Annotated in this window: 15 protein-coding genes; 7 read left to right on the top strand and 8 right to left on the bottom strand. The window is 43.5% G+C overall.

What is annotated here, in order from left to right; genetic code table 11:
• Positions 1-4,257: a tetratricopeptide repeat protein gene (locus tag F6K46_RS20975; protein ID WP_293057471.1), complete on the bottom strand. Its 4,257-nt coding sequence runs from the start codon at positions 4,255-4,257 to the stop codon at positions 1-3.
• A gap of 308 nt (positions 4,258-4,565) precedes the next feature.
• Between F6K46_RS20975 and F6K46_RS20970 the strand changes: the two genes are divergently transcribed.
• The 4 genes from F6K46_RS20970 to F6K46_RS20955 all read left to right on the top strand — a co-directional run bounded on the left by F6K46_RS20970 (position 4,566) and on the right by F6K46_RS20955 (position 7,883).
• A complete protein-coding gene (locus F6K46_RS20970) occupies positions 4,566-5,018 on the top strand; it encodes a helix-turn-helix domain-containing protein (protein WP_293057468.1) in 453 nt (150 codons plus the stop codon).
• A gap of 149 nt (positions 5,019-5,167) precedes the next feature.
• Positions 5,168-6,082 carry an Rpn family recombination-promoting nuclease/putative transposase gene (locus F6K46_RS20965; RefSeq protein ID WP_293057465.1) on the top strand — a complete coding sequence of 305 codons (915 nt, stop codon included), beginning with the start codon at positions 5,168-5,170 and terminating at the stop codon, positions 6,080-6,082.
• Positions 6,083-6,114: 32 nt separating this feature from the next.
• Positions 6,115-6,300, top strand: coding sequence for a hypothetical protein (locus F6K46_RS20960; RefSeq protein WP_293044264.1), 186 nt, complete (start codon positions 6,115-6,117; stop codon positions 6,298-6,300).
• 134 nt (positions 6,301-6,434) lie between these two features.
• Entirely contained in the window at positions 6,435-7,883 is a 1,449-nt protein-coding gene (locus F6K46_RS20955) for an NAD(P)/FAD-dependent oxidoreductase (protein WP_293057462.1), read from the top strand.
• Positions 7,884-7,938: 55 nt separating this feature from the next.
• On the opposite strand, the gene larE is transcribed toward F6K46_RS20955, so the two are convergent.
• The 4 genes from larE to clpS form a co-directional block, all read right to left on the bottom strand.
• The gene (gene larE / locus F6K46_RS20950) at positions 7,939-8,769 is read right to left on the bottom strand and encodes an ATP-dependent sacrificial sulfur transferase LarE (protein WP_293057459.1); all 831 of its coding nucleotides are present in this window, start codon (positions 8,767-8,769) and stop codon (positions 7,939-7,941) included.
• A 191-nt stretch (positions 8,770-8,960) separates the two neighbouring features.
• Positions 8,961-9,734 (bottom strand): ABC transporter permease, encoded by a 774-nt coding sequence (locus tag F6K46_RS20945; RefSeq protein WP_293044274.1) that lies wholly within the window; start codon positions 9,732-9,734, stop codon positions 8,961-8,963.
• A gap of 536 nt (positions 9,735-10,270) precedes the next feature.
• Entirely contained in the window at positions 10,271-11,041 is a 771-nt protein-coding gene (locus tag F6K46_RS20940) for a CPBP family intramembrane glutamic endopeptidase (RefSeq protein WP_293057456.1), read from the bottom strand.
• Positions 11,042-11,146: 105 nt separating this feature from the next.
• Positions 11,147-11,428 (bottom strand): ATP-dependent Clp protease adapter ClpS, encoded by a 282-nt coding sequence (clpS, locus tag F6K46_RS20935; RefSeq protein ID WP_070391454.1) that lies wholly within the window; start codon positions 11,426-11,428, stop codon positions 11,147-11,149.
• 124 nt (positions 11,429-11,552) lie between these two features.
• Between clpS and F6K46_RS20930 the strand changes: the two genes are divergently transcribed.
• Together F6K46_RS20930 and F6K46_RS20925 are read left to right on the top strand one after the other, a co-directional pair.
• The gene (locus tag F6K46_RS20930; protein WP_293057453.1) at positions 11,553-12,455 is read left to right on the top strand and encodes an alpha/beta fold hydrolase; all 903 of its coding nucleotides are present in this window, start codon (positions 11,553-11,555) and stop codon (positions 12,453-12,455) included.
• Between the two features lie 780 nt (positions 12,456-13,235).
• Entirely contained in the window at positions 13,236-14,165 is a 930-nt protein-coding gene (locus F6K46_RS20925) for an NF038130 family PEP-CTERM protein (RefSeq protein ID WP_293057450.1), read from the top strand.
• Positions 14,166-14,414: 249 nt separating this feature from the next.
• Here the strand turns inward: F6K46_RS20925 and F6K46_RS20920 are convergent, their stop codons facing one another.
• The 3 genes from F6K46_RS20920 to F6K46_RS20910 form a co-directional block, all read right to left on the bottom strand.
• Positions 14,415-15,725, bottom strand: a complete 1,311-nt coding sequence (locus tag F6K46_RS20920; RefSeq protein WP_293057447.1) for a dihydrolipoamide acetyltransferase family protein — start codon at positions 15,723-15,725, stop codon at positions 14,415-14,417.
• A 272-nt stretch (positions 15,726-15,997) separates the two neighbouring features.
• Positions 15,998-16,135, bottom strand: coding sequence for a hypothetical protein (locus F6K46_RS20915; RefSeq protein WP_293057444.1), 138 nt, complete (start codon positions 16,133-16,135; stop codon positions 15,998-16,000).
• A 231-nt stretch (positions 16,136-16,366) separates the two neighbouring features.
• Positions 16,367-16,543, bottom strand: coding sequence for a hypothetical protein (locus F6K46_RS20910; RefSeq protein ID WP_293057441.1), 177 nt, complete (start codon positions 16,541-16,543; stop codon positions 16,367-16,369).
• Between the two features lie 135 nt (positions 16,544-16,678).
• Between F6K46_RS20910 and F6K46_RS20905 the strand changes: the two genes are divergently transcribed.
• Complete coding sequence (locus F6K46_RS20905) at positions 16,679-17,422, top strand: PEP-CTERM sorting domain-containing protein (protein WP_075897878.1); 744 nt, start codon at positions 16,679-16,681, stop codon at positions 17,420-17,422.
• The last annotated feature ends 202 nt before the right edge of the window (positions 17,423-17,624 follow it).

Below are 17,624 nucleotides of genomic sequence, written 5' to 3'. Positions count from 1 at the left end.
CTAGGGATAAGCAAAGTAAAAACTTTCTGAACTATGATTCAACATAATCGAGCGCAACTTTGAAGCAATCTCATCCCGTAGGGGAGCAGCTTCGGCTTGAGTCAGCCAAGTGAATAGTTTCTCCACAGCTTGAGGAGACGGATCAATTTTGAGTGCCTCTTGGAGCAGACGAAATGCACCAGCAAGATTCCCTGTCTTTAGGGGAATTACCATATGGTTTAGACAATAATTAAAGTAATGGTTACGAGCTTTGGCTGTAATTGCTGCACAATGCTCAGCAGGAAGATAGCTCTCGGAAATTTCAATCCCCAGGCGGATAGACGTTGCTTGAGCTCCAGATAATATCAGTTCACTGGTCATATTATTATCATGCTCACGGTAACGTGCCAAAATATCGCCTTCGTACCACCAATCATAAAAACTAGCAATACGCTTATAAAGTTCCCAGTCAGGAGTATACGTGTTCCCCGGATCGTAACACCCCAGATGTTCATGAGTAGAGCGACGAATCACAACTGCACAAGGATTCAAGACATTGGAGGTGCCAATCTTCCACAGCCAATCTTGATGGATACCCGTATCTTTTCCATACACTTGTTGGGAGAAAATTATCTTTCCTTTCTCATTGATATTTTCATAACCCGTAAATGCTGCTCCCACAGAATCACTACATGTTTCTAGACTCTTCTTCAACCGGGAATAAAAACCTGGAAGAACATATTCATCTTCAGGAAGCACATGAATCCACTCACCGCGACTGAGGGCAATACCAAGATTAAAATTGCGTCGCGCACCGATATTTTCTGGATTGCGGTAGTAGCGAACTACCCCTCCCCCAATGGAATTCACCAAATCGTATAGAGGAGGTGTGCTGGCATTATCCAGCACTAAAATTTCCATCTCCTCCTCGCCTTGCCATTGAGCTAATACACTCGCCAGACATTCCAGAAGATACTCAGTACGGTTATATAAAGGAATAATTACTGTCCAAAAGGGTCGTTTGTCTTCACTTACCGATACCTTCGGAATCCCTGGAAACTGATATCCCCCGATAGTAACGTCTGGTTGTTCTACCTGCGGTGGCGTTAATGTCTCAGGAGATACTCTAGAACCATTGTCAGAACCGTTGTCAGGATTTACTACTTTCCCATACCGGGGATTGACTAGCATTAGCCCTTGTCGATAAGCAGATGCTGCCTCCTTTAACTGCTTCTGAATTTGATAAATCCTGCCTAAGTTAAAGTAGACTTCCCCATAACTAGGATTGAGCTCCAGAACCTTCTGATAAGATGCGATCGCATTTTCAAACTCACCTTGGTCTTCAAGCACCACTCCCAAATTGTAATGAGCGCTTAGCAAATCTGGCTGCATCGCGACTGCTTGGCGATAGTAAGCCACAGCATTAGTCAAATCTCCTGCTTTTTGCCGGGTAACCCCTAGCTCATAGTTCAACCCTGCGTAGTGTGCTTGTTTTTCTGGAGAGAGCTGCCCTTGAGCGTGGAGTGCATTGCCCAAATTCACATCAGCTTCAGTGCAGGTAGGGTCAATCTCCAAAGCTTGTTGATAAGATGCGATCGCATCGTCCCAATTACCTTGTTGTTGCAGAGCATACCCAAGGTTGTTGTAAACCGCTATTAAGTTCGGCTGTATTGTTAAGACTCGTTGGTAACACTCCACCGACTCAGACAACTGACCTTGACCTTGGCACAAATTACCTAAACTAAACCAACCCTTAACAGAATTCGGCTCCGCTTCCACAGTAGCTCTGAACAACTTCTCCGCACTTTCGTACTGACCTGTTTGCTGTGCCAGCACCCCTAAGCCATATAAAGCTTCCGGATGATTAGGGTGTTGTTCCAAAATCTTATAGTAAAGCTGTACAGCCTTGTTTAAGCGATTGGCTTGACGATGTTGAACAGCAAGTTGTAGTGCTTCAGAAACAGTTTCCATCGCAAATTGTCTTGGTTTATGAACTACATTTAATAGAAAATCTTCTAATGCTCTTACCGGTTTTAAGTCACCATATAACTTATGCTTATTTTCAGCAACTTTATCAGATATATATTGACGATATTGAGCATCTTGACCTAACCGTACCGCAATTTTTACATAATCCTCTTTACTTGCAGCAATTGTCTCTTCCAGACCCATCATTTTTAGAATTGCCATCGTATGCCGACCACGCATCAAATCTCCTGGCAATGTCACAATCGGAATATTATGGGCAATCGATTCCAAACTAGAGTTACATCCAGACCAACCAATGCTATCCAAGAATACATCCGCTATCGCTGAGGTTCCAGCAAACCTCCTGTTATTCATGAACGGTAAAAATATGCAGTAGTCTTTATAATCAAGTCCAAATTCCTGAAAAGCATCCCTTAAACGCTGGGTAAATATCTCAGTAACATGGTCACTTTTGACATATTTAATAAATACAAACTTACACCGTTCTAACTGCTTAGCAATTCTAGGAAAAACATCATCATAGTCAGGTAAATACTTATATAACGATTGGCAGCACCAGAACATAATCTCATCATCATCTAAGCCTATGTCCTTTTTTGCGATCGCTTCCGGTATAATCTGCAAAGGCGTGTAATGGATAGAGAGGTTCGGTAATCTGACTAACGTCTCACTGTAATGCTCTTGAGCATTTTCTGCTTCCATTAAATCGCTACTCAAGTAATAGTCAATCGTCGGCATCCCACTAGTATCCGGATGTCCCCAAGATGTCATTTGAATCGGAGCCAGTCTTAAACAACCCAACTTAACTGTAGTTGGGGACATCCCGAATTCCGGAAAAATCAGGATGTGTAATTTATCTTCTGTAATTACCTCACACCATTCTTCGATAGTCAAAGAACCTTGAACAAATTTTACAAATGATTTTGCGGCTATTGCTGTTTCCTTATCCTGTTTTAACCCTGTGTGATAACCAAATAGTTCAAAATTAGATCTATCTATATTTTCTACCCAGCCCTTAATCGGTATTTTCCAATTAGAATGATCCCAAAAGAATTCTGAAATAACCCCAATCCGAACTTTTTCATGAGGTGCTAAATTTGGTAGAGGAATTTTCTGGCTCCACCGGGGATAGCACTGGGACATGATCTGGCAAATCATTTGTCCATAAATTTCCTGTAACTCTCGGTTATTTAACCCTTGATAGGCCAGATAAAAAGGCTGAAACGCTCCCACCGCATTAGCGGCACTTAGCAGTTCCCTTGGACTTAGATCTGTATCGCTCTGTGTATAGCTATCCGCTAATTTTTTAAGACTAGCTTGGTAATTATTTCGCGTTACCTTGATTTCATCAACACTTGAATAAATGATCGGAATCTGACACACGCACATGGCCAGTTTAGCTTCAGCCAAGTTAGGGTTAATACTTAATGCTTGCTGGTAAGACTGTAGGGCTTCTTCTAGCTTGCACTGTTCGTGGAGTGTATTTCCTAAATTGTTATAAACCTCAGCAAAATCAGGTTTCAGCCTAATCGCTTCCTGATAGGACTGTATCGCTTCCTCTAACTTGCCCTGTTTTTGGAGTATTGTTCCCAAATTGTTATGAGCGTCAGCATAGTTAGGTTTAAGCTTAATTGCTTCTTGGTAAGACTCTTTTGCAGCATCTAACTTGCCCTGTTTTTGGAATAGAGTCCCCAAATTGTTATGAGCCTGAAAACAATCTGCTTTAAGCTTAATCGCTTCCTGGTAGGACTCTCGTGCAGCATCTAACTTGCCCTGTACCTGGAGTACATTTCCCAAATTACTATAAGCCAGAGCATAGTCAGGTTTGACCCTAATCGCTTCTTGGTAGGACTGTATCGCTTCCGCTAACTTACCCTGATCATGAAGCAAATTTCCTAAATTGTTATGAGCCAGAGCATAGTCAGGTTTAACCCTAATCGCTTCTTGGTAATACTGTACTGCTTTCTCTAACTCTCCTTTTGCCCAGAAGATATTTCCCAAATTGTTATGAACTTCAGCAAAGTCAGGTTTTAGGGTTAAGGCTTGTTGGTAAAACGCTACCGCTTCCTCTAGCTTGTTTTTTTCCTCAAATATACTTGCCAGATTAGCAATAGCTATCACGTTATAGGGCTTCGATAAAAACTTTTCCTCACCCTGATTATCCCCCTGAATCTGTATTACCTGTCTGTAGATAGATTCAGCCTCATCTAATTTACCCAACTGATGATTTTGAGCAGCTGTATTGATTAGAGATTCAAGGTTTGATTCTAACAATTGGTTGGTAGTCATATCGCGGTTTGCAGGGCAGAGCTAGGTGGCTGTAACAGGACTTACGCATTTGCCCCCTAAATCCCCCAATTCTGGGGGACTTTGACATCATTCCCCCCCAGAATTGGGGGGATAGGGGGGCGAAATAAACTTCACCGCGTAAGTCCTGTGTAATACTAAATCCGTTTTGATTAGATATCAATCATGAAAAATTATTTCACCCTAGTTGTCTGGTCAGTTTGGCAAAACTTTACATAACTTCACATTAAGGCGTCCAGAAATAAATTTTTGCTATAGTAGTTTTATAGGAATAGTTAAGGAATCCCAACATGAACCACTGCGTTGGTACTACCGAAGCCGCATCTCTATTAGGTATTTCTTCTCGACGATTGCGCCAACTCCTTGAGAAGGGTCGGGTCAGGGGTGCCTATAAAAGCGGCAAATTCTGGATTATTCCTCTTTTCAACCACCTACCACAAATCACCAAAGGTACCCGTGGACCCAAGGGCAAATGGCGTACCAGTCGTCCTCCCGCTCTAGCCACCATCAATGTCAACCGTAATCGGATTGGCAGCAACAATGGTAAACCTGCCGAAGACCGTCAGCCAGTGATTTCGGTAAAACGAAGCGGTAATAATCTATACGGCAACCAGATCGAAATTCTTGGTCCATGTCGGATTGTTTATCAGCCCGATCACCCACTGCGTTGTGGTGCTCGTCTATGGATTGAAACTTTCAGTGATGTTCATTTCATCGGTGGTAGTTTTCCCGCTAGTGTCTGATCCTAAGGGCATTGCTGATTCTGGCTATGGTTTTCTCAATTCTGGGGGTAACAAAACTTTCAAAGTCCCTCAGAATTCGAGGAGCAACGGGGGCTTTAATAAAACCAGATTATCGCGCATTTATTCCTTAATTCAGGAACGCCAAAACTATGAGATTTATCAGCCCAAAAATAGATTATGTCTTCAAAAAAATATTTGGTTCCAAAGAAAGTAAAAATATATTAATTAGTTTCCTCAATGCTATTATTTACAATGGCGAACCAATCATTCAATCTTTAACCATTATTAATCCCTATAATCCCGGTCAAGTATTGACTTTAAAAGACACTTATTTGGATGTAAAAGCAGTGTTAGCGGATGGAGAAGTTGTCCTAATTGAAATGCAAGTATCATCCATGACTGGTTTTAGCAAACGGGTACTTTATAATATGGTGAAAGGATATGTTAATCAGTTAAAAACAGCAGAGGACTATATTCGTCTTAAACCTGTTATAGCTGTCACAATTACGGATTTTATTTTGTTTGACGAAACTCAGCAAATTATTAATCAATTTGTGTTTCAAGAAAAAACAGAAAAGTTTGAATGTCTGGAAGAGGAATTGCAGTTAATATTTATAGAATTACCGAAATTTAATAAAAGACTATCAGAATTAGAAACTTTAGCCGATAAATGGATTTATTTCCTCAAAGAAGCTTCTAGTCTCGATAATATTCCTCCTTCTTTAGGAGAAGTATCCGAGATAGAATCAGCTTTAAATATTGCTAATCAAGCTGGTATGACGCCAGAAGAATTAGAAATTGCTGATCGCCGTGCTATGGCATTACAAGATGAAAGAGGAAAAATAACTTATGCTGAAGAAATAGGAAAGGAAATCGGCAAAGAAATAGGAAGAAAAAATGAGGCGATAGCCTTAATAATGCGTCTACTGAAAAAGCGTTTCGGGGAAATTGATACAAAAACCATTAGTAAACTAGAAAAGTTAACAATTGAAGAGTTGGAAAATTTGGTAGAAGACTCCTTAGATTTCAATAACATAACTGATTTAGAAAATTGGCTTAACTAGCATTCAGCCCGGATATAGCGTTCATAGGACTCATGAGGTACACATTATTTTTTACCTCTTCCCTCTTCCCTGCTCCCTGCTCCCGTCTTGATGCAAAGCGCGAGTGGTTTGAATTTACCGTAAGACAGTTGAGCCTTGTCTTGATGCAGTCGCTCATGGGGGAAACCCCCAAGACCGCGCTGCCTCCCCAAGACCGTAATGGTGCGTTTGACCCGTAATTAAATTCGCCACGGGTCGCACCTCAGAAATTTGTACCTCACAAGTCGTAGAATTCCTATAGTTGGTAAGGTAATATAATTATCCGAACAGCAGCAGCGAAGCTGAACGCAAAAACGATCGCAAAAATATAATTATGATCGACACTTATGATATTGTTGTAGTTGGTGCTGGTCCAGTGGGATTAGCCACTGCCATTGGCTTACAGCAGCGTGGTATCTCTAATTTTCTAGTCCTTGATCAAACTCGTGACTTTCGTCGAGTGGGTCAAGTTATCGACCTTCTGCCCAATGGATTAAAAGCGCTTAAGCACATAGCCCCTTCTGCTTACGAAGCAGTTAAAAAAACGGATCTGGAGTTTTTTCAGAAAGTGCAACCCAATGAAAAATGGGTTTACAAAAATTTTAAGGGAGAGCAAATTCATTCTTTTCCTCTTAGCTATGAGGATTGGTTCAATGATTATGGAGAGGGTCGAGTCTCAATTTCTTGGTATGATTTACAGACCACTCTCAGACAGCAACTTCCCGTTGAACAGGTTAAAGCGAATCATCGTTGTATCAATGTTGTTGATGAAGGAAACACCGGATATGTTCGGCTAGATTTTGTTTCTGATGCAGCCATAGAAGCAAATCCCTATGCTCATTGGTCAAACAGACAGAACGATCAGGATACAGTCTCCTTCAATTCAGAGCATAGTGGCCAACAATTTAAAAAAAAATCAATCCGAGCTAGGCTAGTTGTTGCTGCAGATGGTATCAACTCTACTATTCGTCAGATTGTTTATAAGGATAGTCCCTACAGTGGTTTAGCCAGACCTGACTATTCCGGATTTGCCGCCCTATTCTGTATGAAAATCACGGATATTCCTCCAGAGCTAAGCACAGAGCTTGAAAACAAATTTTTTCAGCAGGAACGGATTATCACCATCACTAATGATCAAATCTCAGAGGATTCGGCTTCTATGGAATCCCCACGGATGCTCCTATTTCGCCGTCCCAATGCTCAGTTTGGGTATTTGCTCCATCTTCCTTTAAACCAGGAAGAGTTGACAGAAAAATCTGGAAGTGCCTTGATTGCTTTAGCATTGCGAGAGTTGGAAAACGCTAATTTTCCCAAAGCTCTCACACAATTAGTGGCTTTATCTCCTCCTGTCAAAATCAAATCCCGTCCCTATTACATTCACCGTGTAGAAACTCTATCTCCCTGGAGTTCAGGTAGAGTTATCTTAGTGGGTGATGCCGCCCATGGGATGCCTCCTTTCATGGCTCAAGGGGCTAATCAAGGATTGGAAGATGCTCTGGTTGTAGCTACCATGATCGCTAATATTGTACAGAAAAATAATCTTGATAATATCCAAGCAATCGCCAATGCTTGCCTTAACTACGAATCTCTTCGTCGTCCCTTAATGGAGAAGATTCAACAAGCAACATTGAACCGAATTCCCTACAGTAACAAACAAGCATGGCATGACTACCAACAATTGGTATATTGTCGTAACTTTGACCAATTGCTAGAGCGATGTAACCATTTAGCAGTCAGCAGTCAGCAGTCAGCAGTCAGCAGTCAGCAGTCAGACAAAGGCTGATAGCTGATAGCTGATAGCTAATAACTGATAGCTGAATGCTTACACAAAGCCAAACTTATAAAGCGTTCATACTAATCACATCCTGGCCCAAAACTTGATTTAATTTGCCACTGCGATATCCTTCTAAATCCAAGGTCACATAGACAAAACCCAACTCCTGAAACTCTGCCACTAACTTCGGTAAATCTGTGGTTACCACAAATTCCTTAATCTCTTCCGGTAGTAACTCAATCCGTGCCGTATCTCCTTCTGAACGAACCCTCAAATTCGAGAAACCTAACTTCCGTAAATAGATCTCTGCTCGTCCTACCCGTTGTAACTTAGCCACTGTAATCATTTCCCCATAGGGAAAGCGAGAACTCAGACAAGGTTGGGCAGGTTTATCCCACCACGGCAGTCCTAATTGTTTCGAGAGTTGGCGCACTTCCGCCTTAGTTACCCCCACTTCCGCTAAAGGCGATCGCGCACCTCGTTCCTTGGCCGCCTGAATCCCTGGACGATAGTCCCTTAAATCATCCCCATTCACCCCATCGACTACATAAGGATAGCCTCGCTCCAGGGCTAGAGGTTTGAGAGTGTCGTGGAGTTCACTTTTGCAAAAATAACAGCGATTGACCGGGTTAGAGGTATAGTTGGGATTATCCATCTCATGGGTTTGGACAACCTCATGGGTAATGCCAATGGTAGCGGCTTGGATGCGAGCGTCTTCTAATTCTTCTGGTAATAGTGAGGGGGATTCAGCAGTGACCGCTAAAGCGCGATCGCTTAAAACATCGTAAGCAATTTTAGCAACTAGCGTGCTATCGACTCCCCCAGAATAGGCAATCAAAGCCCGTTCCATCTCAGCAAATATAGTTTTTAATTGCTTGAGTTTCTGCTCTAGCATGGTTTTGATAAATAATTTTCCCTATTTTTAGCACTATCCCCATTTACTATCATGCCCCATTTATCATGATTAGACTTCGTGGTAGTTGTCGAGAACAGGGAATAGGGAACAGGGAATAGGGAACAGCGGATCACCGGAACAGGGAAAAAAAATTATGCTCAGGGCTGATAGCTGATAGGTCTTGGCATAACTCAGAATTCCCGTTGCCAGAAGATTAGGATAGCGATCGCTAGCAGTAGCACGATGTAAAGTAATCCATAAAGTCCATTTAAAAACAGTTCTGGGAACGGGGGTAAGACACCATACACGGCATCATTCTTTAAATTGAGCCGTGATAAATCCGGGATAACCAAGTATAGAGTTTCAGTCATCCGCTCAATGCCAGGATTCTCGCTCAACTTGCTTAACTCCACTAAATCACGGCTCAAGTGTCCCATCATATAAACCCCAAACGTAAGTAAGGTTGCTAGCAGTGAACTAGTAAATACACCAAACATCAGCGCTACTGCTGTGATTAGAGACAGTTCTAGAAATTGGTAAACCACCGAAACCAGGATGCTAACCACAGGGTATTCAATACTAGAGGCACGTAAGCCCAGCAGATAAATGGCGGTCATAGCCACAACCAGCACAGCCAATACACCCGATAAGCCTAAGTGTTTGCCAATGATAAATTCAGCGCGGTTTAGAGGCTTGGGAATTAAGACTAAGACAGTACGCTTTTCGATTTCCTTGTTAATCAACCCCGTACCAACAAATACTGACACGATTACACCCAGGATACCCATCGCCGCTAGACCCAAATCCAGAAAAATTTTCTCTTCTGTGGTTGCTGCTACCTCCGGTAACAGCCTCAGGGCTATGCCTAGGGCTAGGGCAAAAAAGCCGATCAGATATAAAACGCGATCGCGTATCACTTCCCGAAAACCATTAGCTGCGATCGCCCAAATTCTTGCCAAACTCACCCGCTATCTCCTATGCTCCGAATTGTTTTGCTTCCATCATAGGGGAGGTACACAAGGCAAGGGATTTTAGGGAACAGGGAACAGCGGATCTGGAAATAGGTTTGTCTACCTCATTAATATGAGAACTGCTATATCAAAACAATAGCTTGATTCGCTATTGATATTTAGATGTTTAAACTATAGCGTTTATAGGATTTATGAGGTACGCTTCTCAAGCTCAAAGTCCCCCTTTACAAGGGGGATTTAGGGGGATCCATTTGTACCTCATGGCATAGATAATTGCTATATTTTGAGTTAAATCAACTATCATTACTTTTAACTATCAATACCAATCACTAATTAGTAATTACTAATCACTAATTATTACTAATCACTAGTTATAGTGTTTATCATAGCTATGAGGTACACTATATTTTTAACCTCTTGCCTCTTGCCTTCCCCTCCTGGGAGGGGTTAGGGGTGGGTTCCTCTTGCCTAATCCCTGCTCCCTAAAACCCATACATTTGTACCTCATGAGTATCAGAATTGCTATATCACTAATCACTGTTATGATTGCGCTTCAACCACCAAGCAACCAAACCAAGAAATAGCAATCCCATTATCCCAGCAGTAGGATCGCGATTAATGCCAGTAATCCAGGGAGCAACCTTGCCCGAATAGACTACTAATTGCCCAACATCAATAATATAATAACCCCAAACTAAGCCAGCATGGAGACCAATCGATAAACCTAGCCGTCCTTGAGTTGATCCCTTGGCCCAAATCAAGATTAACCCTAGCAGCAATAAACTGGGAAATCTCGGTAAGCCGCGAATCATCTCTGGAATTGGTTTAAGGAAATGCAGCAGCGCAAATGCGATCGCACCAATCCACTGTGATGTCCTAAAACTATAATCCCGTTGCAACTCATCAAGCAACCAACCCCGAAACACCAATTCTTCAGCGAAGCCTATGGCCAAAGCACTGATTAATCCCTCTACAATCAGCCGTGACCATGGCAGTGCAGGGGTTTGGAATGCTACCCAACCCAGCCACCCTTGTAATCCAAACAGACTAAGAGTCATTAACAGACCTAGACCTAGTCCTCTGATTAACTCAAGAGCGTTTTGGGCTGTTAGCCGCAAACCATATTTTTTTAACAGTCCTGGTTCGCGATAAACCTTCCTTCCCCAAACTCGGACTAAGTACAGAAATACCCCGAACATTAGCCCCATAGTCAGGATTGTCACTGAGTTTGGGTCGCTACCAATTAAGTATATTGGTGCTGCTATGGGTAACCAAAGCAACAGCAAAGCTAGTATAAACATCCCCAACCTGAATGGTGCTGGGTATAGGGATAATCTAGCCAGCCTGGGTGTAAAACGTTTTATAATTTCAAGATTTGGAAAGGGAAGAATTTCTCCTATTGCCCGTTATTCGTCAGGTTCAATTGTACTACTCAGACCCCGGTTTTTCAGGGTTTCGCAATAAAACTCAGCATGCTCTTGAGCACAGGTAATCACCAATGCCAGCCCGGATGTATGGGCTTCCATCATAATATTGACTGCTTGAGGTTGAGTCAGACTCGCCACAGTTTCCATCAAAGTTTTAACTACATACTCCATAGAGTTGAAGTCATCATTATGGAGCAATACGCGATAGCGAGGCGCGTGTTTACGAACTGTTGAACGCTTCTCAATGGTTTCGACTGACAAAGCTTGTCCCTCTCTGTTTTATATGTTTACACAAACTCTCCATTCTATACTGCCATTAGTCTAACATCAGACATCTGGCAGGGAGCGCTATGATCAAAAAGTTAACATTACTTAATAGTTTACCGTGACTACCCAGGTAATTGCTACCCCTTCTAATACTCCCATCCCTGGAACTTACTGGCAGTGGCGGGGGGAATCTATATATTATGTACAGGCTGGACAGAAGCCATCAGGATACCCACCGTTACTGTTAATTCACGGATTCGGGGCATCTACAGACCACTGGCGCAAAAACATTGCTCAATTGAGTCAGGATTTTGAAGTTTGGGCGATTGACTTGTTGGGGTTTGGACGTTCTGGTAAACCAGATGGGGAGTACAGTGGCAATCTGTGGCGAGACCAGTTGGATGATTTTATTACAGAGGTGATTGGTCAACCAGTAGTCTTAGCTGGAAACTCTTTGGGGGGTTATGCAGCTTTGTGTGTCGCTGCACAGCGTCCTAGCTCCGCCGCAGGTTTAGTATTGCTCAATAGTGCTGGACCGTTTAGTGATACTCAACCGGCCACTAAGGTCAATCCTGTTAAAAAAGTTCTCAATCAGGTAACCAAATCAATTTTTCTACAACCTTGGGCAAGTTTCCTGTTATTCCAGTACCTGCGGCGACCGTCAATCATTCGCAAAACCCTCCAGAAGGTTTATCTTGACCAGGGTGCAGTAACGCAACAGTTAGTAGACGAGATTTATCGCCCGTCTTGTGATCCTGGTGCTGCTCAGGTATTTGCTTCTGTGTTCAAGTCACCCCAAGGGGAAAAAGTCGATGTGTTGTTGGAACAGATGACTTGTCCATTATTGATGCTATGGGGAGAAGGGGATCCTTGGATCAAGAGCAGAGAACGGGGAGCAAAGTTTAGGGAATATTATCCTCAGTTAACCGAATATTATCTACAAGCAGGACACTGTCCCCATGATGAGATACCAGAACAGGTGAATAATCTGATCAGGTCTTGGGTAATGGGTCATGGGTAATGGGTAATCGGTAATCGCTACAAGAATCAAAATTTATAGCACTACCCATTAAGGTGTTTGACATTGATACACCTTGAAAAATGTGCGACCCGTGGGGAATTTAATAATTAGATGCGGGAAGGAAGTTACCGCATTAAGAGGGTCGCCTTTATGGGTTACTGGCTATAGGTAAAAGGGTTAAAACTTTTGTAATAAGGCGACCCTCTTCAAGGTTTCCTCTCCGGAAAGCGCACCTAAGCTGTTGTAGTAAACTTTAGCATTCGTGCCCGCCCCCCTTACGGGCGGGGGGTTAGGGGCGATTTCTCTTGCCTTGCCCGTAGCGCTATATTGCCCTATTCATGACTGAGGAACTGACGCAATCAGGATTATGTCAAAGATTAACATAACTTAAACCCCATCAAAAACGCGATCGCTAACATCCCACTCCGATACTAAAAAAAAGACACCAAGTGCTGCCAGCAACCCAAACAAACTCGAAGGCTAGCCACTGTTGACGATTTTCTCCAAATATCTGGCAGTATCTCCAAAAATATGGCACGACTTTGATTAGTTTTCTAGTGTCATTGAAAACATTCTGGTTCCTTGAATTGAAGCCGAAAACCAAAGCAAACCATGATAGTGGTTGCGTTTTCTATTAAACACAGATTTATGCGCCTTGAGCGGAACAAAACCTATCTTGGCCTTGGGAGATACCCCCTGGCTGCTTAAGCAGCTTGCAGGGCGTGGGCTTTAATCTGCAAAGTAGATTTTGGTAGCTAAAAAGTATCGGGAGACATGTCAATGAAAAGCACAGTAATGAAAATGTGGCTCGGGGCCTCAATTATTGCCGGTATGAGTGCGATCGCCACTACCCCAGCTGTTGCTGGAAGCCTCACGGGAGCGACCCTGGAAGGTAGTGACTACCTCAAGTATGCATCTGACGGTACGAATACCTATGAAGCTCCAAATGCTATTTTGTCTACTATATTGCTAGGTGACGCTAGTGACCCTGGTGGAAACGTAGAGCTATTTGCCAGCAGTGAAACTCTGAGCAACAGCGACTTTGCCACCTATACCGATGTCACAAGCCTAACCGGTGACATCGGTGGTAAGGACATCACCTTGAGCAGTCTGACATTAGCTGACTGGAACAGTGATCTTGATAGTGATGGCATAACCTTAGGTCAGGAGTGGGTCAGTGATGCCTTAACTGCACACGGTCTTGGATCTTATGCTAGCAGCAATTTCATAGTTAATGAATTCTATACACTATTTAGCGATAATGGAGGATTGCAACGATTTAGCGATCCCAATATTTCCTACGTCAACCAAAACGCAACAGGCCACATTAGCATTGGGCTAGCAGGTCACCTTGATGCTCGAGATGCGTTCGAAGATACGTTTGATCAGTTGGAACAGATGATGGCTCTTTTATCGCCTGGTTTTCAACTACCATTACCACCTAGTATAAGGGCTAGTGAAATTGTCAAGGTTGAATACAATGGGAAAACTGAATACCTTTACGGTTTCGTTCCCACACCATCTGGGCTAGTCAACCTAGAAGATGGTACATCTCACAATGCCACCTACCAAGTGGGCTTCCTTGGCGCTCCTCCAGAACCGTCTTCATCGGAACCACAAGATGTACCTGAATCCTCTACTGTGCTTGGTCTAATCGCTGTGGCTGGTTTGTTTACTGCTGGAGGGAAATTGCGAAAAGCTAACTGTTAAGGGAAATAGTGAACAATATTATTGAGAGGGGGGCACAACGGTGCGCCCCTCTGAGTGATCAAGCAGTTCATGTAGGGTGGGCAGTGCACCAGACAGATAATCAAGCTTGCAAAGGGCGTTGCTAGGCACTGCCCACCCTACTTAAAAAGTCAACTTAAATAGTCAACTTAAAGGGTGGGCAGTGCACCAGACAGATAATCAAGCTTGCAAAGGGCGTTGCTAGGCACTGCCCACCCTACGATTAATGGCTTAAAGAGTTAACGATTGCGGATCAGTTTCAATCAACTTCGCCAAGTCTTGCAAGAACGCTGCCGCATCAGTACCATAGATAATCCGGTGGTCACAGGTAATATTGACTTGCATCTGACGCTTTACACCCATCATGCCGTCAGGGGTAGCTACTACCGTAGGACGGGATGCACCAATGGCCAAAATAGAACCCTGTCCTGGGGGCAAAATCGCATCAAACCGGTCTACACCAAACATTCCTAAATTGGATAGGGTGAAAGTACCGGAATTATATTCCTCTGGCTGCAACTGCTTAGTTCTGGCACGGTCTACTAAATCTTTCCAAGTGCGAGACAGAGAATAAATATCCAGCTGCTCCGCATGGCGCAATACTGGGGTAATCAAGCCACCATCAGCCATTGCCACAGCCACCGCTACATTAATGGAACTGTGATATTGAATTCCCCGTTCGGTATAACTAGCATTGACCAGGGGATGCTTCTGCAAGGTAACCGCTACTGCCTTAGCTAGCAGCCCGGTCATGGTAACACCCTTAGGCTTAATTTTTTTGTATAACTTATCTAACTCATCGGTCGTGATGGTGTAACCAACCCTGAAGGTAGGCACTTGCAGGCTGACCATCATATTGCGCACCACTGCATTTTGCAGGGTATTGAATGGCACCACTTCTCCGAGGGGTACAGCTGCAGGAGGAGTTGGCACAGGTGCTGGCAGAGGTGCTGGGGTGGGAGTGGGCATTACAGCCGCTGTCGGGGGTGCTGCTTGGGTGGTGGCTGCTGGTGTCGGAGGAGTGATAACTTTACCTGCTGCTGCTTCCACATCCTCAGCCACAATCCTGCCATGGGGACCACTTCCTCTCAAGGTATTGAGATCAACCTTTAATTCCTTCGCTAGTTTACGAGCTCGGGGAGAAGCAATAATTCTGCCATTACGGCGGCTGGGAGTATCAGCAACTGCAGCAAGAGCTGTCTGTACCGGTTCTGGGGTTGAAGCCGTTGCTTGCTGAGCTGTTGCTGTGTCAGTAGCTGGTGTAGATTGGGCAGCTTGTTGTTTAGCTGCTTCAATTTCCGCTTCCGTTTCCGCAATCAGAGCAATCGGGGCTCCCACCGGAGCAGAGTCACCAGCTGATACCGTGATTGTGGCAAGATAGCCTTCATAGAAGGACTCAACGTCCATATCAGCCTTATCCGACTCAACCACCACCACGGTTTCACCTTTTTCGACTTTGTCTCCCGGAGATTTTTCCCAGGAAACGATTTTGCCTTCGGTCATGGTTGAACTGAGGGCGGGCATGAAAACTTCGTGAATCATGGGGTGGTCTTCTAAATCAATTCTAGTGAGCTAGCAAAAACATGATGCCAGCTTGCATTGTAACTTGAATAAGCCCCAGAAAGCCATCGTACTGTGTAAAGAAACCATGAGCCAGAGGGCTTCGATGGTTTTCTACAATACGGATATCCTCTTTTTGCTCAGGATTAGGGATTAGGGGAGTGGGTAGCTACCCATCACTCTATACATGCTCATGGCTCTTAACTAAGCGATGCAGCGCCGACCTGCGGGGGTTTCCCCCATGAGCGACTGCATCAAGAAAAGCTCTTATCTAGCAAAGGGAACAGGGAACAGGGAGTAGGGAGCGGTGCGACCCAAGGGCGATTTACTCGCCCATTGGAAAGCGCACCGAGGGAGTAGGGAGTAGGGAACTTTTGATCAAAAATTTCCACAATTCATTATAGGTACCCTATCCGTTGACTACTGACAGGGTTAGTCTAAGAGCTGGTTTAGTATAGCCTTAAATCTTATTGATTTTGGTTGGTGGATGAAGGTAACTTCACTGAATCTTTAATTAACCAAATAAAACCTTAAAGAAATGAATAAATTATTCCAAGACAGTTACCTTATACCTAACCTATAGGTTAATTAATCATAAAATAACTATATAGCGTTTTTCATAGCTATGAGGTACACATTATTTTTTCCCTCTTCCCTCTTCCCTCTTCCCTCTTCCCTCTTCCCTCTTCCCTCTTCCCTCTTCCCTCTTCCCTCTTCCCTCTTCCCTCTTCCCTCTTCATTCTTCCCTGCTCCGAAGTCCCTGCTCCGAAGTCCCTAAAAACCAGAGATTTGTACCTCATGGGTATAAGACTTGCTATAATCATCTATTTATTCCCTGAATAGTAGCTATTACAGGTTAATTAAAATCATAAAAATAAGATATAAAAATAAATTTTAGCGCTAAAATTCAGTCAGTATTGAGGGGTATAAAAGCCATGAAAAAGTTATCAAAACTTACGCTCACAGCTGCCTTAGTTACTTTGGGCACAGTAGGGGCTAATCCCGCTCTAGCTGATACATACTTACTGGATTTTGAAAAGGATGATGCTGGTAAGGTTCTCAAGGCTGGAACTAAGACAAATATTGGTGAGCAATGGGCAAAATTCGGTGTGCATATAACCAGTAACAAAGGGTCTAATCATCCCTTAAGGTTATTCAACAGCAATTGCGGACCTGATTTTGGGATTACATGCAGCGGTGGAGACGCTGACTTAGCCACGGGACCTTCATTTGGTACGAAGCCACAGGGTAATGTTCTAATTATCAACGAGAACACAAATGAAGAACCTGACGACTGGGCTGGCGGTGGCATCATTTCCTTTGTTTTTGATCAAGCCGTTTCTGTTGATTACGTCACCCTTCTAGACATTGATGAGAATCCGAAGAATAAAAACGGATATCTGGAAGCGTTTCTGGAGGATGGCACAACAGAGAAACAATCACTAAAATTTGGCACAGACAACTCCCTATCCACTTACCGTTTCAGGGATATTCCCGAGTATTCAGTGACCAAGCTAGATATTAAACTACCAGGAAGTGGTGCGGTATCTGGCATCAAGTTTCGCAATTTTCCAGAGCCCCCTAAACCTTCTAAGAAAGTTCCCGAACCAACTGCGACATTGGGTCTGTTGATGTTGGGTGCTATGGGTGCCGGGTCAGTGTTCAAGCGCTATAAATAATGCCATCGTAAGCATTCAGCTATCAGCTATCAGCTTATGTGCTACGCACACGCTACGCGAACAGCTTTTGAATGAAAGAGGTAAGTATTCGTTTAATCTCAGTTCCCTGGCCTTTCGGCCTTGCTAATTGAGGTGCCCAAGGGAAAAATTCATAGTCTTTGGCTTTGAGTCCGTTGAACTCGTCAGCCGGATAGCTTGTTTT

The organism is Moorena sp. SIO3E8 (assembly GCF_010692445.1).
Classification (GTDB): domain Bacteria; phylum Cyanobacteriota; class Cyanobacteriia; order Cyanobacteriales; family Coleofasciculaceae; genus Moorena; species Moorena bouillonii.
This window is presented reverse-complemented; position numbering and strand designations above follow the sequence as displayed.